The organism is Aquibium sp. ELW1220, assembly GCF_030398385.1.
GTDB lineage: Bacteria > Pseudomonadota > Alphaproteobacteria > Rhizobiales > Rhizobiaceae > Aquibium.
In genome coordinates, this window is sequence record NZ_JAOAOQ010000039.1 from 26,305 (window position 1) to 51,497 (window position 25,193).

22 protein-coding genes, 1 pseudogene and 1 riboswitch are annotated in these 25,193 nt (G+C 69.5%); of the genes and pseudogenes, 11 read left to right on the forward strand and 12 right to left on the reverse strand.

The window, feature by feature from the left end:
• Positions 1-249: 249 nt before the first annotated feature.
• The 7 genes from N1F91_RS24860 to N1F91_RS24890 all read left to right on the forward strand — a co-directional run bounded on the left by N1F91_RS24860 (position 250) and on the right by N1F91_RS24890 (position 7,165).
• Complete coding sequence (locus N1F91_RS24860) at positions 250-1,275, forward strand: TRAP transporter substrate-binding protein (RefSeq protein WP_289996181.1); 1,026 nt, start codon at positions 250-252, stop codon at positions 1,273-1,275.
• A 112-nt stretch (positions 1,276-1,387) separates the two neighbouring features.
• Entirely contained in the window at positions 1,388-1,894 is a 507-nt protein-coding gene (locus tag N1F91_RS24865; RefSeq protein WP_289996183.1) for a TRAP transporter small permease, read from the forward strand.
• Complete coding sequence (locus N1F91_RS24870; protein WP_289996211.1) at positions 1,894-3,195, forward strand: TRAP transporter large permease; 1,302 nt, start codon at positions 1,894-1,896, stop codon at positions 3,193-3,195. The genes N1F91_RS24865 and N1F91_RS24870 overlap by 1 nt, the downstream gene beginning before the upstream one ends.
• Positions 3,196-3,290: 95 nt before the next feature.
• Positions 3,291-3,403, forward strand: a riboswitch (TPP riboswitch).
• Entirely contained in the window at positions 3,394-3,999 is a 606-nt protein-coding gene (locus N1F91_RS24875) for a YkoF family thiamine/hydroxymethylpyrimidine-binding protein (protein WP_289996184.1), read from the forward strand. (Overlaps the previous riboswitch by 10 nt.)
• Before the next feature lie 61 nt (positions 4,000-4,060).
• Entirely contained in the window at positions 4,061-4,654 is a 594-nt protein-coding gene (locus N1F91_RS24880; protein WP_289996186.1) for an ECF transporter S component, read from the forward strand.
• A 7-nt stretch (positions 4,655-4,661) separates the two neighbouring features.
• Positions 4,662-6,428: an ATP-binding cassette domain-containing protein gene (locus N1F91_RS24885; protein ID WP_289996188.1), complete on the forward strand. Its 1,767-nt coding sequence runs from the start codon at positions 4,662-4,664 to the stop codon at positions 6,426-6,428.
• A complete protein-coding gene (locus N1F91_RS24890) occupies positions 6,422-7,165 on the forward strand; it encodes an energy-coupling factor transporter transmembrane component T (RefSeq protein WP_289996189.1) in 744 nt (247 codons plus the stop codon). Before N1F91_RS24885 ends, N1F91_RS24890 begins: the two co-directional genes overlap by 7 nt.
• Positions 7,166-7,186: 21 nt before the next feature.
• On the opposite strand, the gene N1F91_RS24895 is transcribed toward N1F91_RS24890, so the two are convergent.
• Positions 7,187-8,650, reverse strand: a complete 1,464-nt coding sequence (locus N1F91_RS24895; protein ID WP_289996190.1) for a RimK family protein — start codon at positions 8,648-8,650, stop codon at positions 7,187-7,189.
• A complete protein-coding gene (locus N1F91_RS24900) occupies positions 8,647-9,753 on the reverse strand; it encodes a peptidase C39 family protein (protein WP_289996191.1) in 1,107 nt (368 codons plus the stop codon). Before N1F91_RS24900 ends, N1F91_RS24895 begins: the two co-directional genes overlap by 4 nt.
• 244 nt (positions 9,754-9,997) lie before the next feature.
• Here N1F91_RS24900 and N1F91_RS24905 point away from each other — a divergent pair, with 244 nt between their 5' ends.
• Positions 9,998-10,909 carry a mechanosensitive ion channel domain-containing protein gene (locus tag N1F91_RS24905; protein WP_289996192.1) on the forward strand — a complete coding sequence of 304 codons (912 nt, stop codon included), beginning with the start codon at positions 9,998-10,000 and terminating at the stop codon, positions 10,907-10,909.
• A gap of 22 nt (positions 10,910-10,931) precedes the next feature.
• Here N1F91_RS24905 and N1F91_RS24910 read toward each other — a convergent pair whose 3' ends face one another.
• Positions 10,932-11,387: a MarR family transcriptional regulator gene (locus N1F91_RS24910; RefSeq protein WP_289996194.1), complete on the reverse strand. Its 456-nt coding sequence runs from the start codon at positions 11,385-11,387 to the stop codon at positions 10,932-10,934.
• Between the two features lie 224 nt (positions 11,388-11,611).
• Between N1F91_RS24910 and N1F91_RS24915 the strand changes: the two genes are divergently transcribed.
• Together N1F91_RS24915 and N1F91_RS24920 are read left to right on the forward strand one after the other, a co-directional pair.
• Entirely contained in the window at positions 11,612-12,850 is a 1,239-nt protein-coding gene (locus tag N1F91_RS24915) for an MFS transporter (RefSeq protein ID WP_289996196.1), read from the forward strand.
• 2 nt (positions 12,851-12,852) lie between these two features.
• The gene (locus N1F91_RS24920; RefSeq protein ID WP_289996197.1) at positions 12,853-13,386 is read left to right on the forward strand and encodes a TlpA disulfide reductase family protein; all 534 of its coding nucleotides are present in this window, start codon (positions 12,853-12,855) and stop codon (positions 13,384-13,386) included.
• Between the two features lie 16 nt (positions 13,387-13,402).
• Here the strand turns inward: N1F91_RS24920 and N1F91_RS24925 are convergent, their stop codons facing one another.
• From N1F91_RS24925 to N1F91_RS24945, 5 genes are all read right to left on the reverse strand, one after another.
• On the reverse strand, positions 13,403-13,906 hold the full coding sequence (locus tag N1F91_RS24925) for a copper chaperone PCu(A)C (RefSeq protein ID WP_289996198.1): 504 nt from the start codon (positions 13,904-13,906) through the stop codon (positions 13,403-13,405).
• 17 nt (positions 13,907-13,923) lie between these two features.
• Positions 13,924-15,240, reverse strand: a complete 1,317-nt coding sequence (locus N1F91_RS24930) for an FtsX-like permease family protein (RefSeq protein WP_289996199.1) — start codon at positions 15,238-15,240, stop codon at positions 13,924-13,926.
• 3 nt (positions 15,241-15,243) lie between these two features.
• A complete protein-coding gene (locus N1F91_RS24935; RefSeq protein ID WP_289996200.1) occupies positions 15,244-15,921 on the reverse strand; it encodes an ATP-binding cassette domain-containing protein in 678 nt (225 codons plus the stop codon).
• Entirely contained in the window at positions 15,918-16,337 is a 420-nt protein-coding gene (locus N1F91_RS24940) for a hypothetical protein (RefSeq protein WP_289996201.1), read from the reverse strand. Before N1F91_RS24940 ends, N1F91_RS24935 begins: the two co-directional genes overlap by 4 nt.
• 105 nt (positions 16,338-16,442) lie before the next feature.
• Entirely contained in the window at positions 16,443-17,963 is a 1,521-nt protein-coding gene (locus tag N1F91_RS24945; protein WP_289996203.1) for an alkaline phosphatase, read from the reverse strand.
• Positions 17,964-18,297: 334 nt separating this feature from the next.
• Between N1F91_RS24945 and N1F91_RS24950 the strand changes: the two genes are divergently transcribed.
• On the forward strand, positions 18,298-20,301 hold the full coding sequence (locus N1F91_RS24950; RefSeq protein ID WP_289996204.1) for a PhoX family phosphatase: 2,004 nt from the start codon (positions 18,298-18,300) through the stop codon (positions 20,299-20,301).
• 3 nt (positions 20,302-20,304) lie between these two features.
• Here the strand turns inward: N1F91_RS24950 and N1F91_RS24955 are convergent, their stop codons facing one another.
• From N1F91_RS24955 to N1F91_RS24970, 4 genes and pseudogenes are all read right to left on the reverse strand, one after another.
• On the reverse strand, positions 20,305-23,679 hold the full coding sequence (locus N1F91_RS24955; RefSeq protein WP_354670560.1) for a DUF2339 domain-containing protein: 3,375 nt from the start codon (positions 23,677-23,679) through the stop codon (positions 20,305-20,307).
• Positions 23,680-23,736: 57 nt separating this feature from the next.
• Positions 23,737-24,255, reverse strand: coding sequence for a PaaI family thioesterase (locus tag N1F91_RS24960; RefSeq protein WP_289996206.1), 519 nt, complete (start codon positions 24,253-24,255; stop codon positions 23,737-23,739).
• Positions 24,252-25,016, reverse strand: a complete 765-nt coding sequence (gene recO, locus N1F91_RS24965; protein WP_289996207.1) for a DNA repair protein RecO — start codon at positions 25,014-25,016, stop codon at positions 24,252-24,254. The genes N1F91_RS24960 and recO overlap by 4 nt, the downstream gene beginning before the upstream one ends.
• A gap of 61 nt (positions 25,017-25,077) precedes the next feature.
• Positions 25,078-25,193 (reverse strand): annotated as a pseudogene (locus N1F91_RS24970) (ISAs1 family transposase); the annotation flags it as partial.

Here is a 25,193-nt window from a genome sequence, read left to right on the forward strand (position 1 = left end):
CGTTCGCACCTCTACTGAAACAGGGTCAACTCCACCCATACCCCGACCGGCCGCCAGGCAGACCGCCCCCGTCAGACCGCGCGGCGACGCGCCCGGCACCGCTGCCCGCCGGCGCCCTCCCCCTCCCTCCCATGTATACACGCCCCACGAATCCGCTTGCTTGCCGGGGCTGCTCCCCTTAGCTTTCGCAGCGGGAGGCCGGCAGGCGCGTGGCGCGGGCCGGACGAGTCAGGAACAGGGAGGAACGGCATGATCAGCAGGATCTCATTTGCGGCCGGAGTGGCCGCCATCGCGCTTCTGAGCGGAGGCGCACTCGCGCAGGATGCGGCGGTTGAGCTGCGGCTGGCGCACTGGGTGCCGCCGCAGCATCCGCTGCACGTCAACGGCATGACCGAGTGGGCGAATTCGGTGAAGGAGGCCTCGGGCGGGTCGATCACCGTGACGCTCTATCCGGCGCAGCAGCTCGGCCAGGCCGGCGACCATTACGACATGGCGCGCGACGGCATCGCCGACATCGCCTTCGTCAATCCGGGTTATCAGCCCGGCCGTTTCCCGGTGATCGCGGCGGGCGAGCTGCCCTTCCTGATCAGCAATGCCAAGGGCGGCTCGGCCGGCCTCGACGCCTGGTACCGCGCCTATGCCGAAAAGGAGATGGCCGACGTGAAGGTGTGCCTGGTGCACTTCCACTCGCCGGGCACGTTCCATTCGAAGAAGCCGATCAAGGTGCCGGGCGACGTGTCGGGCATGAAGGTGCGGCCGGCGCATGCGACCATGGCGAGCTTCGTGTCGCTGCTCGGCGGCCAGAACGCGCAGGTCTCGGCGCCCGAATCGCGCGATGCGCTGGAACGCGGCGTGGCCGACGCGATCACCTTCCCGTGGAACTCGATCCTGATCTTCGGCATCGACAAGGCGGTGAACTATCACCTCGACATGCCGCTCTACGCGACGACCTTCGCCTGGGTGATGAACCCGGACAAGTATGCATCGCTGTCGGAGAACCAGCAGAAGGTGATCGACGACCACTGCACCAGCGACTGGGCCGAGAAGGTTGCGGCGGGCTGGGCCGACAACGAGGACAGCGGGCGCGAGAAGATCGCGGCGATGGAGGGCCACGAGATGATCGTGCCCTCGGAAGCCGACGTCGCCGCCTGGCGCGAGGCAGCAGCACCGCTGCGGGCGCAGTGGGCCGACAAGGTGAAGGCCGCGGGCGTGGACGCCGATGCCGCCATGACCGCGCTGGAAAGCGAGCTGAAGGCACGCGGCGCGGCCTATTGAGGCCCGTCGGGTGCGGCGGCGCAACGCCGCCGCACCGGCCGCATGAACGGCGCGTCCGGCAACCTATGCCGGACGTCGTCCGTCTGACTGACCCTCTCGAACGGAATGGACCATGAGCGGATTCGATCGGATCATCGGCCGGTTGTCGGCGCTGGTCGACGGCGCGGCGGCGATCTTCCTCGCCATCATCACCGCGCTGACCTTCGTGGCGGTGCTCCTGCGCTACGTCTTCAACCTGCCCTTCCCGGGCTCGTTCGACGTCAGCCGGCTGCTGCTGGGTGTCGCGATCTTCTGGGGCATCGCGGCGGCGGCCTGGCGCAACGAGCACATCAAGGTCGACCTGTTCTGGCAGGTGCTGCCGGCGCGGGCGCAGAAGGCGGTGGACCTGTTCTCGGACATCCTGTTTTCCGGCTTCATCTTCACCTTCGCCTGGATGCTGTTCCGGCAGGTCGAGAAGGTGCGCGGCTCGGGGCTTACCACCTTCGAGATGGGGATCCCGGTGTGGCCCTTCACGGCGGTCGCCTGGCTGGGCATCCTGTTTTGCGCACTGGTGCTCGCGGCGCGGGTGCTGCGATCCCTTGCCGCCTTCGTGGCGCCCACGGGTGACGCAGGCCGATGATGAGCAACGATATCATTGCGGCCGGCGGCTTCGTCGTCCTCTTCCTGCTTCTGCTGCTGCGGGTGCCGATCGGGGTCGCCATGGGCATCGTCGGCGTCGGCGGCTTCGGCATGCTCTCGGCCTGGACGCCGGCGCTGAACCTGTTGTCGCTGTCGCCGATCCGCACGGTGACCGACTATTCGCTCGGCCTCGTGCCGATGTTCATCCTGATGGGCGCGGTGGCCTCGGCTTCGGGCATGAGTGCCGAACTCTACCGCGCCGCCAACGCCTTCCTCGGCCATCGCCGCGGCGGGCTGGCCATGGCGACGATCACCGCCTGCGGCGGCTTCTCGGCGATCTGCGGCTCGTCGGTGGCCACCGCTGCCACCATGGCCAAGGTGGCGCTGCCGGAGATGCGCAAATACGGCTATCCCGACACGCTGGCGACCGGCGCGGTGGCGGGCGGCGGCACGCTCGGCGTGCTGATCCCGCCCTCGATCGTGCTCGCCATCTACGGCGTGATGACGGAGCAGGACATCGGCCGGCTGTTCATCGCCGGGCTGGTGCCGGGCCTCCTGGCGCTGGCGATGTATCTCGTGACCGTGCGGATCTACGTCGCGGTGGCTGGCAGCGGCATTCCCGCGCAGCCGCGCGCGGGATGGGGCGAGCGGCTGGCGGCGCTGCGCGGGGTCTGGGCGATCCTGCTGCTCTTCATCTTCGTGATCGGCGGCATCTATGGCGGCATATTCACGCCGTCGGAGGCGGCCGGCATGGGGGCTGCGGGCGCCATTATCATCAGCGTCGTGCGGCGGCGGATGGGCTGGCGCCGGCTCTACCATTGCCTGCTCGAGAGCATCCAGGTGACGGCCGGGATCTTCATGATCCTGATCGGCGCGATTCTGTTCGGCTACTTCCTGACCATCACGCAGACGCCGCAGAAGGTGACCAACTTCCTGCTTTCGCTGGAGCTCGGCGCCTATCCGACGCTGCTCCTGATCCTTTTGTTCATGGTGCTGCTCGGCTGCATCCTCGACGCGATGGCGATGATCATCCTGATGATCCCGATCCTGTTCCCGGTGGTGCTGGCGCTGGGTTTCGACCCGATCTGGTTCGGCGTCATCATCGTCATGACGGTGGAGCTCGGGCTGATCACGCCGCCGATCGGCATGAACGTCTTCGTCATCAACACGCTGGCGCGGGACGTGAGCCTGCCGACGATCTATCGCGGGGTGATGCCCTTCGTGGCGACCGACATCCTGCGGCTCGGCCTCCTGATCGCCTTCCCCTGGGTGGTGCTGTGGCTGCCGAACACGATGCAGTGACGGTAGCGACCGTTGCGCGGCGGCCGGCATGGCAGCCATGCAGCGAAAGGTTGCAGAGCCGGCTTGCGCCGGCCGCCGGTGCCTGATACCAACGATGCATTCGACAGGGGAGCTCCGTAACGCCGGGGCTGAGATGCGGGGCGACAAGCCTCCGGACCCTCAAGCTGATCTGGTTAATGCCAGCGGAGCGAGGCGAGCATGTTTTCCGGTGCCCAGATATCCCTTTATCCGATGTGCGACGATTTCGTCGCCGTGATCCTCGGCGCGCTGTCGGCGCTCGACCCCTATCGCGAACGCTTCCGCATCGAGACCGACGACGTCTCGACGCTGATCGTCGGGCCGCCGGAGGACCTCTTCCCGGCAATGCGCGACCTGTTCGCCGCCGCAGCCGCCTCCGGGGTGCATGTGGTGCTGTCGGCCACCGTGTCGCGCGGCTGCCCGGGCGAGCCCGACGACCCGCGCTGCACGCCGCTGCCGGGCGGCCCGCGCGGGCCGCTGGGGACGCGGATCGCCGAGGCGCGGCAGCGGGTGGCGGATGCGACCGTGCTCGGCCAGCCGGTGGCGGCGCAGTTCTCGCTCTATCCGCTCGGCGCCGACGCCCACATGGACGAGATCTACGGCTGCATCGTCTTCCTCAAGGCGTCGGGCGTCTTCGACCGGTCGAAGAACTTCTGCACCAAGCTTCGCGGCGATGCCGGGCCGGTTTTCGCCACGCTCTCGGAGGCCTTCCTGAGCTTCGGGACGCCCCAGGGCCATGTCGCGCTCGACCTGACGGTCTCGGCCAACAGCCCGACCAAGAGCTGATCCCGCGCGCGGCCATCCCGCGCGCCCTCCCCTTTCCCACCTGAAAACCTTCGAGGTCACCATGACTGCCGTCATCCGTTCCAACGCGTGGACTCTGCGCGAAATCCTGATCGTCGCCGTGCTCGGCGCGGTGTTCGGCGTGCTCTATCTCGCCTGGGTGCAGGTGTGGCTGATCGCGCAGGCGGTGTTCGGGCCGGTCACCATGGACGTGGTGATGGGCTTCTGGTTCATCGTCTCGATCATCGCCGCCAAGATCATCCGCAAGCCGGGGGCAGCCCTCCTGTCGGAACTGCTGGCGGCGGCGGTGCAGATCCTGCTCGGCAGTCCGGCCGGGCTGCTGCTTCTCGTCACCGGGTTCGTGCAAGGCGCCGGCGCGGAAGCCGTGTTCGCCGCCACGCGCTGGCGCAACTTTCGCCTGCCGGTGCTGCTGGCGGCAGGCGTCGGCGCGGCGGTGTTCTCCTTCGTCTACACCTGGTTCCGCTTCGACTACGGCGCGCTGGCGCCCGGGCTGCTCGTCACCATGTTCGTGCTGCGCTGCCTGTCGGGGGCGCTGCTCGGCGGGCTCGCCGGACATCTGATCACCGAGGCGCTCTACCGCACCGGCGTGCTGTCGGGGCTGGCGATCGACCGCGACCGGCGCGCCGGGATCGCGTGAGGCGGCGATGGTGACGGGCTCCACCGGCATGGCGCCGGCCGCGGAGTGGCGCGACGTCGCCGTGCGCTACCCCTATGCGGAGGCCGACGCGGTGGGTCCCGTCACGCTCGACGTGCGGCGCGGCGAGGTGCTGCTGCTGCTCGGGTCGTCGGGCGCAGGCAAGTCGACCCTGCTCGCCACCCTGACCGGACTGGTGCCGCAGACCATGCCGGCGGACGTCTCGGGCGAGGTCAGGGTGTTCGGCGAGGCGGCCGCGTCGCGGCGACCCGCGCAATGGTCGACGACGGTGGCGCGGCTGTTCCAGAACGCGGAGGAGACGCTCTGCGGCATGACGATCGGCGACGAGGTGGCCTTCGCGCTGGAGAACCGGGCGCTGCCCGTTGCCGAGATCGAGGCGCGGATGGCCGCGGCGATGCAGGCCGTCGGCCTGGAGCCGCAGGAGCGCGGCCGGAGGACCATGGCGCTGTCGGGCGGCGAGAAGCAGATCGTGGCGCTGGCGGCGCTTTTGGCGCAGGACGCGGCGCTGGTGGTGGTGGACGAGCCGACGGCGCATCTGGCGCCGGCTGCGGCGGCCCGGCTTTCGGAGCTGGTGCTCGCCCGCAAGGAGGGGCGCAGCGTGATCGTGGTCGACCACCGGCTGGACGGGCTGGTGGGCAGCGTCGACCGCGTGGCGGTGATCGACGGCGACGGGCGGCTGATGGCCGAGGGCGACCCGCGGACGGTGTTCGTGACGCATCGCGAGGCGCTGGCAGCGCAAGGCATCTGGCGGCCGGTGGCGACAGAGCTTTCGGCGGAACTCGCGGCCGCGGGCATGATGCTGGAGCCGACGCCGCTCGACATCGGCGAAGCGATCCGCGGGCTCGAAGGACTGGCGCCGGACCGTCGCGCAGCGGCGCGGCCGCAGGTGGCGCGCTTCGTTTCGGAGCGGCTTGCGCAACCCGCGCAGGACCACGGGGCGGTGGCGGCGCGGCTTGAGGGCGCAGCCTGCGCGCCCTTCCTCGGTCCCGTGGTGCTGGAGAACATCGACCTTGTCCTCCATACCGGCGAGGCGGTGGCGATCCTCGGCGCCAATGGCGCGGGCAAGTCGACGCTGGGGGCCAGCCTCGCGGGGCTTTTGCGGCTGAAGGCCGGGCGGCGCGACGGCGGGCCGGGCGGCATGGCGTTCCAGAATCCGGAGGGCCAGTTCGTGGCCGGCTCCGTGGGCGAGGAGATCGCGGCGGCGCTGGGGATTGGGGCCAGGGGGTATGATCTGCCTCCGCCCCCTCCACCATGCAAAGCTTGGTGGAGGGGGCGCACGACGACCCACCGCGATGATCCCGGGCACGGTGCGGAGGCCGACGCGGCGCGGATCGCCGCCGTCCTGCGCGCGTGGCGGCTCGACGGGCTCGCCGCGCGGCATCCGTTCGAACTGTCACAGGGGCAGAAGCGGCGGCTTGCACTCGCCTGCCTGGTGGAGCCCGCGCGTTTTCCGCTGCTCGTGCTCGACGAGCCGACTGCCGGGCTCGACGCCGCCGGCGTCGAGGGACTGTCGCGCGTGGCGCAGTCGCTGCGAGGGCGGGGAACGGCGCTGGCGATCATCACGCACGAGCTCGACTTCGCGCTGGCGACCTGCCCGCGGGCGGTCATCGTCGGCGAAGGGCGCATTCTCGCCGACGGCCCCTGCCCCGCTTTGCTCGCCGACAGGGACCTGATGCGCCGGGCGGGACTGGAGACGCCGGCCCTGCTCGACCTCGCCGCCTGGGTCGAGGCCATTGCCGCGGTGGCGGCATGCTGAGCGCGCTCCACCCGCTGCCCAAGCTCGTCCTCTGCCTCGCCTGGATCGCGGCCTCGATCCTGGTCTTCGACGCGGTCTTCCAGGTGGCGACGATCCTGGTCGCGGCGCTGGCGCTGGTGCTTGCCGAGCGGCGCTCGCCGCTGCTGGTGCTGGCGCTGATGGTGCCGTTCGCGCTGTTCGGCTTCGGCTTCCTCACCACCTCGGTGCTGTTTCGGCAGGAGAGCGACTTCGCGCTGAAGATGTCCTCCGAAACGCCGTTCGGCGGCGCCGCGCTGTCGGCCGGCATCGTGCTCTTCCTGCGGGCGATCGCCTGCGGCATGGTCTCGGCGCTGTTTGCGCTGACGACAGACCCCGGCCGGCTGATCAAGGCGCTGATGCTCTCGTGGCGGCTGCCGGCGTCGATCGGCTATGCGCTGTTTTCGGCGCTGCACCTCGTGCCGGACCTCGCCGCCGAGGCGCGGCAGATGCGGCTGGCGCGGGCGATGCGCCGGGGCCGGCCGCCGCGGCGCATCCCCGGCCCCGGCGAGGCCGCCTCGCTGGTGGTGCCGCTGCTCGCCTACGCCATCCGCCGCGCCAGCCGCTCGGCCATCGCCATGGAAGCGCGCGGCCTCGGCGCCCGGCCGCACCGCACGGTGACCGGCGCGCCGGTGATGGGGCGACGGGACGCGGTGTTCGTGGTCGCGGCGGTGGTTCTGATAGGCGCGAGCCTGGCGGCGGCGGCGGCTTGGGGCGGGTGAGCGGGCGAGGTCTCCCCGCGCCTATCGCCCCGTGCGCTCCAGCCGATCCAGGAACCACTGGGTCAGCCGCACCCAGACCTCGTCCTTTTCGGCGGCGTCCTCGTAGCCGTGGTCGAGGTTGGGGTTGTCGTTGACCTCGATGACGAAGACGCCGTCGGACGTCTCCTTGAGGTCGACGCCGTAGAGGCCGTCGCCGATGCAGCGGGCGGCGCGGACGGCGGTTTCGATCACGTGCTGCGGCGCGTCCTTGAGCAGGAAGGGCTTGATGCCGCCCTGGTCGGGCTTGCCGGCGCGGTCGTGGTTGACGATCTGCCAGTGCTTCTTGGCCATCAGATAGTGGCAGGCGAAGAGGGGCTGGCCGCCGAGCACGCCGACGCGCCAGTCATACTGCGTGGGCAGGTATTTCTGGGCGATGATCAGGTCGGAGTCCTCCAGCCACTCGGTGGCCAGCGCCTTCAGTTCCTCGAGCGTCGAGGCCTTCTTGACGCCGCGCGAGAAGGAGCCGTCCGGGATCTTCAGCACGAGGGGGAAGCCGAGCCGCTGGGCCGCAGTGTCGAAATCCGCCGGACCCGCGATCATCACCGAGGGCGGCACCGGCACCTTGTTGGCGGTCATCAGCTCGTTGAGATAGACCTTGTTGGTGCAGCGGATCATCGACATCGGGTCGTCGATGACCGGCATGCCCTCCTGCTGGGCGCGGCGGGCGAAGCGGTAGGTGTGGTTGGAGATCGCGGTGGTCTCGCGGATGAACAGCGCGTCGTAATTGGCGAGCTTCGCCAGATCCTTTTTGCCGATCGGCTCGACCTCGACGCCCATCTTTTCGGCGATCTTGGCCCAGTGGCGCAGCGAGGAGACCATCGAGGGGGCGAGTTCCTCGTTGGGATCGACCAGGGTCGCGAAGGTGTATCGCGAGGGAGTGCGGGTCTTGGTGTCGCGCCATTCGCGCTGGGTATAGGTGGCGAGGCATTCGAGGAAGCGCGCCTCCTCCTCCGGCTTCATGCGGCCGAGCGGCAGGAAGCCGATCTTGCGGATCGAGGCCCAGCCGTTCTCGTCCTTGACCGAAACCTCCAGCGCCGGCGCCCGGAACCAGTCGAACAGCAGCCGGCCGAAGCGGTCGGTGGCCTTCGACGGCGCGATGCCGAAAAAGACGACGAGCCTGGTCGGAAAGGTGCCGCCGAGGTCCTTGCGGCACTTGTTGAGCGCCAGCTCGAGTTCCGGCAGCGCATGCTCGTAGAGCTTGCGCTCCGACAGGTCGATCATGGTCTCGACGGTGGGGATGACGCGGTGACCGCGCGAGGAGGCGAGCAGCGAGGCGTAGTAGCCCCGGCTCTGATAGGCATAACTGGTCGACAGGTTGATCACCTTCGGCCGCTGTCCCTTGAACAGGGCCGGATGCGCGAGATAGTCGCGGTTGGTGATGATCTTGTGCGGCGTGGCGAAGTGGTCGATGTCGTTCTGGCGGCCGGTGAGGATGACCCAGGTCATGGACGGTCGAGCTTTCCGATGATGATGGCGGCCCTGAGCCCGTCTCGGCCGAACTGCGCCATGGTCATGAAGATGGAATGTGGGACAGGAATGTTGGCCGCGTCCGCCTTGGTCTCGCCGCGCTCGTCCTCCACCCATGGGTCATGCAGCAGGATGTGGTCGCCATCGTCGCCGATGGCAAGGACCCAGTGCGGGACCTTCTTGCCGAACATCAGATAACCGCTGACCAGCACGATGACGAGCTTCCCCTCCGCGAGCGCGCCGCGGATGTCGACCAGCCCGAAGGACCGGTAGGACACGGGCAGACCGTAACGCTCGGCGCGCAAACGGAAATCCACCTGCGCCAGTTCCATGACGCGGCGCTTTTCGGCGCTGCGCACCGACTGGAGGAAGAGCGCGCCGTGGAAGGAGACCAGGATCTCGGCGGCCAGGCCGTGGTCGCGCGCCGCCACCGCAAGCCCGAAGGGCTCGCAGCCGCCGGGGCCGGACATCATGAAGACGGTGGTCGATTCGCGCCACAGCCGGATCTCCATCACCGGATCCGGCGTGAAGGAGCGGTCGAAATAGGCCTTGGCCATCATCAGGCAGCAGGGACCGCAGGTGAACTCGCAGGTCTGCTCGTAGAACGGCACGCGCGTCTGCACGGGGACGTCGCCGCGCAGCGTCTTTTCGTAGCGAAGCGCCGCCATGCCGTCGGCATAGTAGTCGGCCTCGCGGCCGATGCGGCGGTAGCCGCGCCTTTCGTAGACCGCGATGGCATGGGCATTGTCCTCGCGCACCTCGAGCCGGAGCATCATGCGGCCGTGCTCGAAGGCGACGTCTTCGGCGGCCTGCAGCAGCCGGCCGCCGGCGCCGGTTCCGGCGCGGTCGGGCGCAACCGCGATCGAATAGAGACGGGCCACGACCGTGCCCTTCCGGAAGAGGACCATTGCGTAGCCGGCGAGGCGAGCCGCCTCCTCCAGCACCAGCGTCTCGGCCGACTCACGCTCGATCAGCTGCCGGAAAGAGCGGCGCGAAATGCGGTCGGTCGAGAACACGGCGTTCTCGATCGCCACCAGCTCGGCGATGTCGCGCAGATGGGCGGGGCGAATGCGGGCGGTCATCTCAGGGACTTATCTCCTCCGACGAAGACCCCCGGCTCCATTCGCGCAGAGCCTGCGGCGCAGCCCGGACGCGGGGCGCGCCCGCTGGCATCGCTCCCGGATTATGACGGAAGTGTGGCGAGGCCGGCGGCTGGCGCGGCCGCCACCGCAAGTGGCCGACCGGCGTTGTCGGGAGCAGCCGCATTGTCTATGCAGGACCTCCCGGTTCGACCGAAAATCCCAGGAATTGCAACGGAGACAGACCTTGGACCCCATCGATCGCATCGAAACGAGCACGGCCGACATGGTGATCGCGGCGCGCACCGCCTGGGAACAGGCGAGCGCGCTGGTCGTCACCTATTCCTTCTCCCTCGTCGGTGCGCTGATCGTCCTGACCATCGGATACATCCTGTCCAATGTGCTGCAGCGGTCGACCTACTCCGCGCTCGGCCGTTTCCGGGGCTTCGACGAGACGCTGCGCAAGTTCTTCTCCAGGATCGTGCGCTATGCGGTGCTGATCATCGTCGGCGTGACGGTGCTCGCGCAGTTCGGCGTGCAGACCGCCTCGATCATCGCCGCGCTGGGCGCGGTCGGCCTAGCGATCGGCCTGGCGCTGCAGGGAACGCTGCAGAACATCGCGGCGGGCATCATGCTGCTCGTGCTCAGGCCGTTCCGGGTCGGCGAGTTCATCAATGCGGGCAGCGTCATGGGCACCGTGCAGGAAATCGGCCTGTTCGCGACCGAGTTGAAGACCTTCGACGGGCTCTTCGTCATGGCGCCCAACAGCGAACTCTGGAACTCGCCGGTGACGAATTTTTCGCGCAATCCGGTGCGCATGCAGGAGATCGCCATCGGCATCGGCTATGGCGACGACATCGCGCTGGCGCTGCGCACCTATGCGGAGATCGCGGCCGCCGACGAGCGCATCCTGGCCGAGCCGCCGATCAACTGTTTCGTCTCGGAGCTTGGCGACAACGCCGTCGTGGTGGCGATCCGCTACTGGACGAGTTCGCCGGACTGGTTCGCCACCAAGCTCGACTTCATCAAGAGCGCCAAGCTCGCCTTCGACGAGAAGGGCATCTCCATCCCCTTCCCGCAGCGCGACCTGCACATCATCCGCTCCGAGGCCTCCGCGGCTGCAAAGGCGGGCGCCGAGACGAAGCTGCTGCTCGAGTAGCGGCTGCGCCTGCAGCCGGCCGTCACCGGGACGGCTGGTCCTTCGGCCCCGCCGGGGCCGGATCGACGTCGCCGAGGAGCGCGAGCGCGGCGCGCAGGCCCTGCGTCCGCGGACCGAGGATCAGGTCCACCTCGGCGTTGACGCCGTCCATGGCGGCGTTCATCGGGCCGAAACGGTCCCGGCCATCCGGGCTCAGATAGACGCGGTTGATGCGGCGGTCGCCCTCGGGGTCAGGACGCCGGTCGACGAGGCCGGCGCTCTCCAGCCGATCGACGATGCCGGTCATGGTGGCGCTGTCGAGCAGGAGGCGGGCGCCCATTTCGGCGCAGCTCCGCCCGTCGCGCTCCCACAGGATGCGCAGCGCGGCGAACTGGACGGGCGTGACCCCGTGCCCTGCCAGCGCCTCGCGCGCGCGGCGGGCGACCTGCTGCGTGGCCTTGCCGAGCAGGAAACTGATGCAATCCTCGATCCGCTCCATTCTGGCCCAATCCGATCCGCTTGCAGACGAATATCTTGTATGCAAGCATCTTGAGCACAAGGCAATCCGCGCGCAGATGCGATCTGCAGGCGAAGCGGCCGAAGGTGATGACGCTGCGGCCGGCAGGCCCGATCCATCAGCGAAACTGAACGGTAGGCGTCGAACAATTCGTTATTCCGACGCGAGCCGGATGCAGTAGACAACGGACGAATGGAGAGCTTCCCATGCAGCAGGCAGCCAAGACCGCACGCGACGTCCCGAGCCTGCCCTGGCTGATCATCCTGTGCGGCGGCCTGATCGCCGCGATGACCTTCGGCCCGCGCTCGGCGATGGGCTTCTTCCAGCTGCCAATGCTGGCCGAGAAGGGCTGGGACCGCACCACATTCGGGCTGGCGATGGCGTTCCAGAATCTCGCCTGGGGTCTCGGAACCCCGATCTTCGGAGCGCTTGCCGACAGGTTCGGGACCTGGCGGGTGCTGGCGCTGTCGGGCGTCATGTACGCCGCCGGCCTCATCGTGATGGCCAATGCCGAGACCGCGACCGGGCTCTACATCGGCGGCGGCGTATTGGTCGGCCTCGGCATCGCGTCGGGCTCGTTCGGCATCGTGCTCGCCGCCTTCGCCCGCAACGTGGCGCCGGAGCGGCGCAGCCTCGCCTTCGGCATCGGGACGGCCGCCGGCTCGGCCGGCATGTTCATCTTCGCGCCGCTGAGCCAGGGCCTGATCGACGCCTATGGCTGGTACGATTCGCTGCTCGTCCTGTCGGCGATCATGCTGGTCATTCCCGTGCTGGCGATCCCGCTCCGGGGTAATTCCAGTTCGGGAACGCAGCGGCAGACAGACATCGCCCAGTCGGCCGGAGAGGCGCTGCGCGAGGCCGTCGGCCACAGGAGCTACCTGCTGCTCGTCTCCGGCTTCTTCGTCTGCGGCTTCCAGGTCGCCTTCATCACCGCGCATTTCCCCGCCTACATCGCCGACATCGGCATCCAGGCGCGTTACGCGGTGATCGCGCTGGCGCTGATCGGCTTCTTCAACATCATCGGCTCGCTCGCCTCCGGCGTCATCGGACAGCGCTATTCCAAGCCGATGTTCCTGGTGTGGATCTATATCGGCCGCTCGATCGTGGTGACGGCCTTCCTGCTCCTGCCGCAGACGCCGGCGAGCGTGATCGTCTTCGCCGTCGTCATGGGTCTGCTGTGGCTCTCCACCGTACCGCCGACGAACGCACTGGTGGCGATCATGTTCGGCACGCGGCATCTCGGAATGCTCGGCGGGCTGGTGTTCCTGTCGCACCAGATCGGCTCGTTCCTCGGCGTCTGGCTCGGCGGCTTCCTGTACGACCTCTACGGCTCCTACGATTCGGTGTGGTGGCTGGGCGTCGCGCTCGGCCTGTTCGCAGCAGTGGTGCACTGGCCGATCCACGAAGCGCCGGTGGAACGGCCGAGGCTGGCTGCGGCGGAGTAGGAATGGTGCGGGGCGCCACTGCGCTGAGGACAGCGCTCGCCACCGCCGGGCTCGCGCTGGCGCAGTTCGTGCATGCCGCGCCGATGATCCCGCCGGTCGCGCCGATGGCGGTCGACGCAGGCGGCCTGGTGCTCGCCCGGCTCGACGGGACAGAGACCGACCTCGCCGCGCTGCTCGCCGGTCGCCCGGCGATCCTGCATTTCTGGGCGACCTGGTGCGGCCCGTGCCGCGAGGAACTGCCGGCGCTCGCCGCCTATGCGGCCGACCTCGCCGTCAACGGCGGCGCGCTGGTGGTCGTGGCGGTGGAGCCGAGCCCGCCGGAGAAGATCGAGGCCTTCCTCGCCGCAATCGGGCTCGACGGCTTCGCGACCCTGCGCGATCCGAGCGGCCGCTCCGGCGCGGCATTCGGGCTGTTCGGCATGCCGTCCACCCTGCTGGTCGATCGCGATGGCCGCGTGGTGGCGCGGCGCGCGGGGCCGCTCGACTGGCAGGACCCGGCGGTGCGCGCCGAACTCGCCGCGCATCTCGGAAAGTAAAGCGCTCCCGTGCCGCTCAGTGCTGGTGGCCAGCGTGGCTGTGGGCGCGGGCGTCGGCGGCCTCGACCTGCAGCACCATGTCGAGATGGCCGGTGTCGAACTCGATCTCGATGTTGCGCTCCTCGCCCGCGCCGAGCGGCTGCTTCACGCCGATGGCGCGCAAAGCGAGGCCGTCGGGCGACAGCACCATCTCGGTGCCGGCCTTGACCGGGACGGGCGGCAGCGCGACCCAGGCCGGCTCGCCGTCCTTCAGCTGGAAGCCGACCAGTTCGACCGTCTCCGCCCAGCCGGCTTCGGCGCCGACGATGGAGACGGTCTTGTCCGAGCCGTTCTCGATGTCGACGAAGATCAGCGCGGTCGTGTCCGACGTGGCGCGGGTCCAGGCGTGGACGGCGCGCAGGCCGCCGGCCTCCGCCTCGTGGTGGGAATCGCCGTCGGCGTGGCCATGCGCCTCCTCCGCGACGGCCGGGACAGCGGCAAGCAGGCCGGCGAGGACGGCGGCGCGGACGGTGCGGATCATGGTCCCTCTCCTTCGGATCAGCTGCGCAGATCGCTAGTGATGTCGCGTGACACCGCCATGAAGGCGGGCAGCAGCGCCAAGAGTACCGTCAGGCTGACGAAGCCGGCGACGAGGTGGAACTCCGGCCAGGCGAGCGTGGCCTCGACCAGGATGTCGGTGCGCGCGGTGACGAGGCGCGAGATCGCGCCGACGGCGGCGAGGCCGACCGCGACGCCGAGCAACGCGCCGGCGCCGATGAGAGCGGCGGCATAGCACCAGACGACGGAAAAGACGAAGCGGGCGGGCGCGCCGATGGCGCGCAGCAAGGCGAGCCGCCGCGCGTAGAGCCGGGTGAGGATGACGAGGCCGGCCAGCACGCCGGCGGTGACGAGCACCTGCGTCAGCACCGCCATGACGCTCATCACCTGGCGCACGTCGCCCAGCATGGAATGCAGGCCGGCCAGCACCGCACCGGGGAAGAAGGCCATGGTGCGCTCGGTGGTGAACTCCGAGCGCAGGGCGTAGTTGGCCCAGAGCTGCTCGGCGCGCACGAGGATGGCCGGGGTGCCGGGAAAGAAGGCGGGATCGAAGGGCGGACCGATGCGCGCGTCGCCGGGCGCATGGCCGGTGGCCAGACCATGCACGGCCCAGACGCTCTCGACCGGGACGAGAATCGCCCTGTCCCAGGGACTGCCGGTCGGCTGCATGCGGCCGACGACGGTGAGCGCGTGGCCGGCATGGGCGCCGTGCTCGGCCGACGCGCCGACGCCGTGGGCGGGCTCGAAGGCGTCGCCGATGGCCAGCGGCACCGCGGCGCCCGCGACCGCTTCGCCGAGCGCGGCGAACATGCGCCCCGCGGCGAGATCGCCGGAGAGATGGGCCACGAACGGCGCCGTGGTTCCGATGACAGGCGAGGCGCCGAAGGAATCGCCATAGGCGATGGGCGCGGCGAGCACGACGTTCTCGTGGCGGGCGATGGCGTCATAGGTCGGCCCGTCGAGGAGCGGCACGTCGACCGGCTGCAGATAGACGGCGGCGAGCAGCATCTGCACCTCGGAACCGGGCGCGGCGACGATCAGGTCGAACTTTTCGGCCGCGCGCGCGGTGCCCTTACGCAGGCCGCGCTCCTGGGCGATGAGCCCGACGCCGATGCCGACCGAGACGGCGATCAGCGCGACGAAAAGCGCGTTGGTGAAGCGGTAGCGCCACAGCATGGCGCCGACCAGCGCATAGGGCCGGTAGCCGCGCAGCACGGCGAGGCCGGCGAGGATGGCGGGCGCCAGAAGCAGGAGGAGCAGGAGCACGTCCTGCGTCGCGGCCGAGCGCCCCTGCCACCAGGCGGTGATCGCCTCCATGGCTCAGCCCGCCTTCCGGATCGCGCCATCAACGACGTCGATGACCCGGTCCATGCGCGCATGCAGCGCGGCATCGTGGCTGACCGCGACCAGCGTCATGCCGCGCGCGGCGGAGAGGCCGGCGAGATCCTCGATCAGCCGGTCGGCCGAGGCGCGGTCGAGGCTGGCGGTCGGCTCGTCGGCGAGCAGCACCGGCGGATTGCCGGCGAGCGCGCGCGAGACCGCGACGCGCTGGCGCTCGCCGCCGGAGAAGCTTGCCACGGAGCGGCGCGCATGGCCTGAGAGGCCGAGATGGTCGAGCATCGACGCGGCGCCGCCTGCGATGGCCGCGCGCCGCGGCGCGCCGCTCCAGGCGGCGGCAAGCGCGGCATTGCCGAGCGCGGACAGTTCCTCAAAGAGCAGGAAGTCCTGGAAGACGAGCCCGACGGTCTCGCGGCGGAAGCGGGCACGGGCGGCATCGCCGAGGGCGGCGATGTCGGTGCCGCCCCAGCGCACCGCGCCCGAGGCAGGGCGCAGGAGCCCGGCCAGCGCGTGCAGCAGCGTCGACTTGCCGGCGCCGGAGGGGCCGCGGATGCCGAGCCGGGTCCCGCCGGGCACGTCGAGCGCGTCGACGCGCAGCAGCACGCGCCCGCCCTCGCCGGTGACGACGAGATCGCGGACGGAGAGGTCGAGCGCGGTCATGCGCGCTCGTAGCTCGCGTCGGTCAGGCGCACCCGGCTGACGAAGCCGAGTTCGGGATCGGTGTAAGCGCCGAGCTCAAGCACACCGCGCACGACGATCGACACATTGAACGGCAGCACCTCGACGGTGCGCTTGGTATAGACGGCGAGGATGTCGTCCGGCCAGTCGGCCTCGGTCTCGCAGAAGGGGCAGACCGCCATCGGCCGGCGTGTCAGCACGAAGAAGGTCGATTCGGCCTTAAGCGGCGGGGCCATGAAGCCTGAGGCGGCGATGCGCTGGCCCTGGCGCTGCAGGGCGTAGCCGGAGAAACTCAGGTCCTTTTCATAGAGGTCGCGCATGTTGACGACTTCGTCGGCCATGGCGCGCGGGGACATGATACCGAACGCGGCGGCAGCGAGCAGAGTGCGGCGGTTCATGACGGTCTCCTTGTCCGTGCCGGCGCCGATGATATGCGCCGCGTGTGACGGAACGGAAAAGGCCCGCGTGGACGCGGGCCTCCCCCGATGCGGTGAAACGTCGCCTTACTGGGCGGACGCCTTCTTCATCTCGCCGGCGGTCACGGCGTAGTTCATGACGTGGAAGATGTAGTTCTGCTCGAGCACGCCGTCGAACAGGTGCGCCCAGGGGCCCATGGCGTGGACGGAGACGTCCTCGCCCGAATGGGTCTCGGACGACATCGGCACAAGGGCCTGCTGCAGGTAGTCCTTGTCGGTCGCGGCTTCCTCTGTGAGGTCGGCGCGAGCGCCCGAATAGGTGCCGTCTGCCTGCTTGACGAGCACCGAGCCGGCGCCGTTCAGGTAGCCGGCGACGGTGTAGGGCTTGCCGTCGGCGGCGAGGTTCGGCTCGCCGGAATGCGCGACGCCGGCGCCGTCTTCCTTCATGCACAGGCCCAGGACGTTGGAGCCGCGGCCGCAATAGCCGTTGAAGGAGATGGCGTGCTCGTGGTCCGCGGTCACGATGATCAGCGTGTCCTCGGCATTGGTCAGCTCGACCGCCTTGGCGATGGCGTCGGCGAAGGCCTTGCCGTCGGTGACGACGCGGTAGAGGTTGCCGTCATGGTTGGCGTGGTCGACGCGGCCGCCCTCGATCGAGAGGTAGAAGCCGTTCTCGTTGGTCGAGAGCGACTTGATGGCCGCTTCGGTCATTTCGGCGAGCGAGGGCTCGCCGGTGCGGTCGGCCTCGTACTTCATGTGGCTCGCCTCGAACAGGCCGAGCACCGGGGCGTTGTTGCCCATGGTGAGCGCGGCGAAGTCCTGGTCGCCGAAGACGACCTGGGCGCCGAGGGCCTTGGCTTCCTCGACGAGATTGCGGCCGTCGGTGCGCTTGCCGGTCTTGCCTTCCGCGTCGGTCACGTCCTTGGGCAGGAAATGCGCGCGGCCGCCGCCCATGGCGAGGTCGATCACGCCGGCCTTCATCTGCTCGACGAGCTGGTCGGCGATGTCCTTCTGGGCGCAGCCTTCCGGGATGCCGGTGTTGTCTTCCCAGTCGCGGCTCGCGGTGCGCGCGTAGACGGCTGCCGGAGTGGCGTGGGTGATGCGGGCGGTGGAGAGGACGCCGACCGACTTGCCCATGTCCGAGGCGATCTCGGCGAAGGTCCTGGTTCCGGCCTCGAGCCCGGCGACGCAATCGCCCTCGGCGACGGTGTCGAGGATGTTGATCATGCCGTTCCTGGTCTTCATGCCCGAGTTCATCGCGGCGGCGGTCGGCGCGGAGTCGGGGGTCTGGCCGTTCGAGGAATAGGTCTTGACCAGAGCGGCGTAGGGGAACGCCTCGTGCGGCTGGACGTAGTCGTCGCCGAGACCGCCGGCCTGCTGGCCCGAGAAGAGGCGGATCGCGTAGTTGGTGCCGACGCCATTGCCGTCGGCCGTGAACAGGATCACGTTCCTGGCGCGGTTGGTGTTGGGCTGACGGGCGATCATCTCCTGCAGCTTCGCGTCGGCATCCGTGAACCACTTGGTCTGGGCCTGCGGCAAAGCGTCCTGCGCAAAGACGGCGGACGCGGAAAGTGCGAGCGCAAGGCCCGCGACGAGTGTCGTTTTCATGGAGATCTCCCTGGAGGTCGGTGCGACGGTTTTCACCTAGGAGCGACGTGTGACACGGGTATTACACCTGCGGCGGGGGCTGTCCGGATAGGGCTTCAGTTTCGATAGTTTATAACATTTCATTCACGTAATTTCATAACGCATCCGGCAACCTCCGCCGTGCATTTCGGGAGAGGCTCCATGACAGCGTTTCGAGCCGCTCGGCCCCAGCAAACCCATGGCCTGCGGGCACTTCGAAGGACCTCTTCACAATCCCGCGACTGTCATGTGGCTGAAACAGCCGCGACCTAGGGCCGACATGCTAGAATCTCACCAACCCACTATGGAGGCAGGGATGAACGAACGCGCCACCCCCCAGGATTTCAGGACGCTGACCGACATTCGCGAGGAATCCGAAGACGTCGGTCGCAATGCGAGCGCCAATCCGACGATGGGCGACATCATCAACCGGCGTTATTCGCGCCGCGGCTTCATGGCGGGTTCGCTGGGCGTGACCGCGATTGCGGCGACCGTGAGCCCGCTTGCGCTGCTCGCGGCCGGCGAGGCCAGGGCGATGACGACGAGCGCCTTCTCGTTCGACGAGGTCGAGGCCGGTGTCGACGAGATGCACCACGTGGCAGCCGGCTATGATGCCGACATCCTGCTGCGCTGGGGCGACAAGGTGTTCGCCGATTCGCCCGATTTCGACCCGATGAACCAGACGGCCGCGGCGCAGGCCAGGCAGTTCGGCTACAACAACGACTATATCGGCTTCATCCCGCTCGACGGATCGAGCGAGCGCGGCCTGCTGGTCGTCAACCACGAGTACACCAACGCCGAACTGATGTTCCCGAACTGGGCGACCGTCGTGACCGAGGTCCAGGAGAAGGATGGGGTCAAGAAGGACGTCCAGAAGGTCAAGATGGGCGAGTACACGCCCGAGCTGATCGGCATCGAGATGATGGCGCATGGCGGCACCGTGATCGAGATCTCCAGGACCGACGGCAAGTGGGCGCCGGTGCTCGACAGCGCCTACAACCGCCGCATCACGGTCGAGACGCCGATGACGCTGTCCGGCCCCGTAGCCGGCAGCGACCGCGTCAAGACCAAGGCCGACCCGACGGGGACGCAGGTGTTCGGCACGCTCAACAACTGCGCCGGCGGCGTGACCCCCTGGGGCACCTATCTGATGGCCGAGGAGAACTTCCACGGCTACTTTACCGGCGACGTGGCCGAGAACGACCCGCAGGCGGCCGCCTACAAGCGCTACGGCGTGCCCGGCGGCTGGTACAACTGGGGCCAGTTCCACGACCGCTTCGACGTGACCAAGGAGCCCAACGAGCCCAACCGCTTCGGCTGGGTCGTCGAGGTCGATCCCTTCGACGCCAACTCCACGCCCAGGAAGCGCACCGCGCTCGGCCGCACCAAGCACGAGGGCGCCGAGTCGATCGTCAACAAGGACGGACGCGTGGTGTTCTACTGCGGCGACGACGAGCGGTTCGACTACGTCTACAAGTTCGTCACCGCTGGCGCCTACAACGCAGCCGACCGCGCCGCCAACATGGACCTGCTCGACCAGGGCACGCTCCATGTGGCGCGTTTCGATGCCGACGGCACGGTGCAGTGGCTGCCGCTCGTCCACGGCGAAGGCCCGTTGACGGCAGAGAACGGCTTCAAGGACCAGGCCGACGTGCTGATCGAGGCGCGCCGCGCCGGCGACGTGCTGGGCGCGACCAAGATGGACCGACCGGAAGACGTGCAGCCGAACCCGAAGACCGGCAAGGTCTACGTGATGCTGACCAACAACACCCGGCGCAAGGACGACCAGGTCGACGCGGCCAACCCGCGCGCCAACAACGCCTTCGGCCACATCATCGAGATCACCGAGACGGACGGCGACTTCGCCTCGACCACGTCCACCTGGGACGTGCTGCTGAAGTGCGGCGATCCGTCGGTCGCGGAGGTCGGCGCGACTTTCTCGCCGGCCACCACGGCGAACGGCTGGTTCGGCATGCCCGACAACTGCGCCATCGATGCCGACGGGCGGCTGTGGGTCTCCACCGACGGCAACAGCCAGAAAGCCACCGGCCGTACCGACGGCCTGTGGGCCGTGGACACCGACGGTGATGCCCGCGGCACGTCGAAGCTGTTCTTCCGCGTTCCGGTGGGCGCCGAGATGTGCGGGCCGCTGTTCACGCCGAACGACGAGACGCTGTTCCTGGCCGTGCAGCATCCCGGCGACGAGGGGCTTGCGACCTTCGAGGCGCCGGCGACCCGCTGGCCCGATTTCCAGGACGGCATGCCGACGCGTCCGTCGGTCGTGGTGGTGACCAAGCAGGGCGGCGGCAGGATCGCCTGACGATCAGCGCGATTTCGGTTTCGGTTTCGGTTTCGGTTTCGGAGAAGGCGGGGCTTTGGCCTCGCCTTTTTCGTTGTCCGCGGCGTCCGAGGTCTTGGCGGATTCGTCGATGGACGTCGCCTCCCCGGCGGGATCTGCCTCATCCGCGACCGGCGCGTTGCCGGCGGGCGCAGCGCCGTCGACGGACGGCGCGGCCTCGACTGCGACAGGCGTTTCGGTGGTGTTCTGTTCATCGGCAGGAGCGGCCTGCCCCGATGCAGCCGGTCTCTCGACCGGCGACACCTCCGCGGCGGGCGCGGGCTCCGCTTCGTCGGCCGGCTTGACGACAGGTGACGCCTCCTCCGCCTGCAGCGGGTCGTCGGCGGCTGCCAGCGCAGCGTCCGGCACGTCGAGTTCCGCAGCCGGGCCGTTTTCTGCAGGCGCTCCGGGTCCAGCCGGAGGAACCTCCGCCTTCGCGGCAGGCTCTTCGGCCACGTCAGCCTCCCGCGCCGGCAAGGTGACGCGCCGCGCCACAGGCTCGGCGGCGCGTTTCTCCCGTTCGGACGTCACAGGCTCGGCGGACCGGGCCTCCTCGACCTCCACCGCTCCGGCGGCAGGCTCTTCGGGCGGCGGGGCGGCGTCGCGCTTCGCCGCACCGACGAGAAGGCGCTGGTAGAACAGGCCGATGCCGATCAGCACCGCGCCTAGGCCGATGAAGGAGACGGCGCGCAGCACGCCGTCGAGTTCGGACAGGTCGAACAGGAAGACCTTGGCCACCGCCAGCGCCACGAGCAGGCCCGAGGCGATGCGGAGCACCTGCGATGAGACGCGGACGCCGAGGACGAGGATGCCGACGCCGAGCGCCAGCCAGACCGCCGAATAGGCATAGGTCTCGAGCTGCGACAGGCCGCGCCAGATGGCGAGGTTCTCGCCCTGGAACAGGCGGCGCACCGTGAGACTGACCCAGGCGAAGGCGAGGGCTGCGCCCGTCAGCGCCAGCATGACGGAGTACCAGCGCGGCCGGCGTCCCTGCGCGAACCAGGCGAGCCCGGCCGCGGCGGCGGCCGGCAGGAGATAGGCGAGCAGGAGCAGGTCGAAGAGCAGCAGCCAGCCGGTCGGTTCGCCGGTGAAGAGCGGGTTCAGCGTGCCGAAGTGCCGGATGGCGATGAGCACGACCGACAGGACGGCGGCAGCGAGCGAGCCGATGCGCATGACGGCGCTGGGCGAGCGGGCGTCGAGCGCGATGAGGATGGCGCCCGCGCCGAGCAAGATCAGCGTATAGATCGACTGCTCGGCCAGCGTGACGGCTGACCCGTCGACGATGCCGCCGCTCATGGCGTGGCGCACCAGCATGGCCACCGTGAGGAGAGCGAAGAGCACGGCCGCCGCCTCCATGGCGAGCCGCGGCCGGCCGTCGGTGGTGCGGGCGAGCTGCCAGGCGCAGAAGGCGAAGGCGAACGCGGGGATGCCGTAACCGGGCAGCAGCGCGTTGAAGACGGGCACCGTTCCGAGCGCCGCCGCGCCGACAATGGTCGGGTCGACGGCAGCGCGGACGAGCACGAACACCGCCGCGCCGACGGAAAGCCAGCCGAGGACCGGGTAGCCGCGCCAGCGGGTGGCGAGCGCGGGCAGCATGGCGGCGGCGCCGGCGAGCATGGTGGTCCAGAGCGGACCGAAGGCCATCATGAGCAGGAACAGGGTCGCCAACGCCGCGCCGCCGAAGAAGAGGCTCGTGGCGAGACCGCCGGAGAGTGGCGGCTCCTCCGATCGCGCGACGGCTTCGCCGGCGGCGACGAAGGCCGCGACCAGCGCCAGCGCGGCGGCGGCACGCAGCCAGTCCCGGTCGATGTCGCCATAGGCGATCCAGCCGGCGGCAAGGATGGCGAGGGGCACGACGACCGCCCAACCTGCACAGATCGCGGCACGGCGGGGACGATCGACGGAAAAGCCGCGCGCTGCGACCATGCCTGCGCCGAAGGCGAGGAGCCCGAGCAGCGCGGAGCTCCAGGCGCCGGCGACGGTCCAGGGCAGGACGGCCGGGCCGTCGAGGGTCACCGGTTCGCCGAGAATCGAGAAGGCGAAAGTGCCCGAGAGGGCGATCCGGACATGTGCCAGGACCAGCGTGGCGCCCGCGGCGTGCAGAAGCGGCAGCGCCGCCGGCTGCAGCCAGGCGACGGCCACCATGGCGGCGACGAGGATCGCCGCGTGGATTTCGCCGCCGGCCAGGATGAAGTCCGGGTCGATCAGCAGGAAGAGGCTGGCCAGACCGACGAAGAGGGCTGTCGCCGCGGTTGGCGGATCGACGCGGGCCGTCTCGCTTTCGTCGCGGAAGCCGAGCCAGACCAGCGCCAGCGCAGCGAGGATGACCGCGTTGGCGAAGAGGGCCGGCGCGAGGCTGATGTCCTGCATGACGATCAGGTAGAGCAGAGACCACAGGCCCATGCCGATGACCGCACCGGTCATCAAGGCGGTCCAGTCACGCATGCGGGCAATGACGGCGGAGGCGACCAGCACCACCGCGAGATAGCCGAACAGGATCCATGGGCTCGGCGCCTGCGAGGCGACGAGCAGGGGCGTGGCGAATGCGCCGAGCAGCCCGATGCCCGCGAGCGCCTGGCCGTGGATCAGGGCGGCCAGGATGGTGCCTATGCCGAGCAGGCCGAGCAGAAGGAAGGCAGGCGCGGGACCGATGAAACCGTAGAGGCCGTGGGCGGCATAGACCGTGCCGAACAGCGTGAAGACGCCGGCAGCGGTGAGGATGCCCGGCACCCAGGCGCCGTCGAGGCCCCCGACGGGCATGCGCAGGCCATTGCGGCGGATGGCTTCGCCGGCGGCGACGAGCGCAATGCCGAAAAGTCCGGCCATGAAGAGCCGCAGGCCGGGACCGAAGAATCCGGCCTCGATGGAATAGCGCACGAGGAAGACGCCGCCCAGCGCCAGCGCCAGGCCGCCGACCCAGACCGCCCAGCGGGTGCCGAGCGCCGTCTCGATGTCGGGACGGGCAGGCATCATGGCAGCCGACGGTTCCGGGGCGGGGGCGGGCTCCGGTTCCGGTTCAGGCTCCGGCTCGGCGGACCAGGCGTAGCGGCGCGGGCGGGCGGCCTGGGCCTCGAGTTCGGCCAGGGCCCTCGTGGTGCTTTCCCGCGCGGCGGCGGCGGCGGCTCGCTCGTCGACGGGGGCTTCGGGAAGTGCCGCAACGTCGGGAGCCTCGCCGTCCCCGGCATGCGCGGGCGCCGCCTGCGAGGCGGGGTTGCCGGCCGCGGCCGGCACCGGCATGGTCTCCAGCACGAAGCCGCGCAGCGCCTCGAACTCGCGCTGCAGCCGGTTCAGGCGGTCGTTGAGGCGCATGGCGACGACGGCCAGCGCGACGATGATGGCAGCGACGATGAACTCGATCATGGGACCGGACCCCTCCCCCGGAGCCGCAGGATGGCCGAAGGCCGTTGAAGGACGGCGTCAGCGGGGCGCCAGGTTCGTCGCCGGGAAGATGGAGCAGGTCTCGGTGCCGAAGGCAAGCAGCTTGCCGCCCGCATCCTTCAGCGTCGCCTCGGAGACGGCGATGGTGCGGCCGCGGCTGATCACCCGGCCCTCGCAGATCACCTCGCCGGTCTTCGGCGTGATCGGCCGGATCAGGTTCACCTTGAACTCGACCGTCGTGTAGGCTTCGCCGCGGGCCATCGTGGTGTGGACGGCGCAGCCCAGCGCCGAATCGAGGATCGTCGCCGCCCAGCCGCCATGGACCGAGCCGAGCGGGTTGAGATGGCGCTCGCCCGGCAGGCCGCGAAACACCGCCCTGCCCTCGCCGATCTCGGTCAGGCCGAAGTTCATCCGCGCGCCGATCGCGGGCGCCGGATAGAGGCCGTCGATCAGCCGCTGCAGCAGTTCCATGCCGGTGTACTGCAGCACCTCGTCGAGCGGGATGGAGCCGAGGCCCAAGGGGGAGACGTAGCCCGGGTAGAGTTCGACTTCGGTCATGACGCAAGCTCGCTGGGTCTGGAAGGTGGAACGTCCCGCCACGACCGCTTCAGGGCGGAGAGGAAGCCGGCGCGGGTCTCGGGCGGCTCGAGGCCGCGCGGCTCGTAGACATGGCGCTCGAAGAAGAAGCCGGTGAGGCGGAAGGCGTCGTCGAGCGCGCGCTCGTCGCCGCGCAGGCCGGGGCCTGCGGTGAGGAAGGCGGGCAGCGGCAGCAGCCTGTCGCGCCACGGCTCGCCCGCGGCGCGGCTGACGGCGCGGCCCGACTTCGGCGAGACGTAGGCCAGCTCCTGCAGGCTGCCGGTGGCCGCGCAGCAGGACAGGTCGAGCCCGAAGCCGAGTTCGTCGAGCACCAGGAGTTCGAAGCGGACGAGGAGTTCGGCCGCCGCGCGCGGGTCGTCGAGATGGGCGATGATGATCGCCAGCGTTTCGAACAGCGGCCCGTGCGGGTCGCGTTCGGGCAGGAGCCGCAGGTGGGCGGCGAGCGTCTGCAGCGCGTAGATCGCCGCGCCGCTGGCGAGCAGACGCGCCGCGTTCTGCTCGATCGGCTCGACCTGGAACTGGCCCATGTGCTCGTCGAGCCGGGCTCGCCAGACGAGGTCGACGCGGTTGCCGGCCTGGAGGACGGGCTGCATGCGGCGCGACCGGCCGCCGCGAACGATGCCCATGTGGCGGCCATGCGCGCGCGTCATCACCTCGAGGATGAGGCTGGTCTCGCCGTGCCTGCGCGACCCGATGATGATGCCTTCGTCTCGCCACTCCATGGCGGGGAGGTTTCCACCGGATCGACGGCGAATGCAAGGAGGGCGGGTGGCGGGGTTAGGGCTATCGCATTTGGCCGATGATTGATCTGGCGAAGGCGTCGGACCACCCTGCTCGCTTTCGTTTTCGGCTGATGGCGAGTTTGGGTCTGGCGGTTCGCAGGAGGTTGAGCGTCAGTC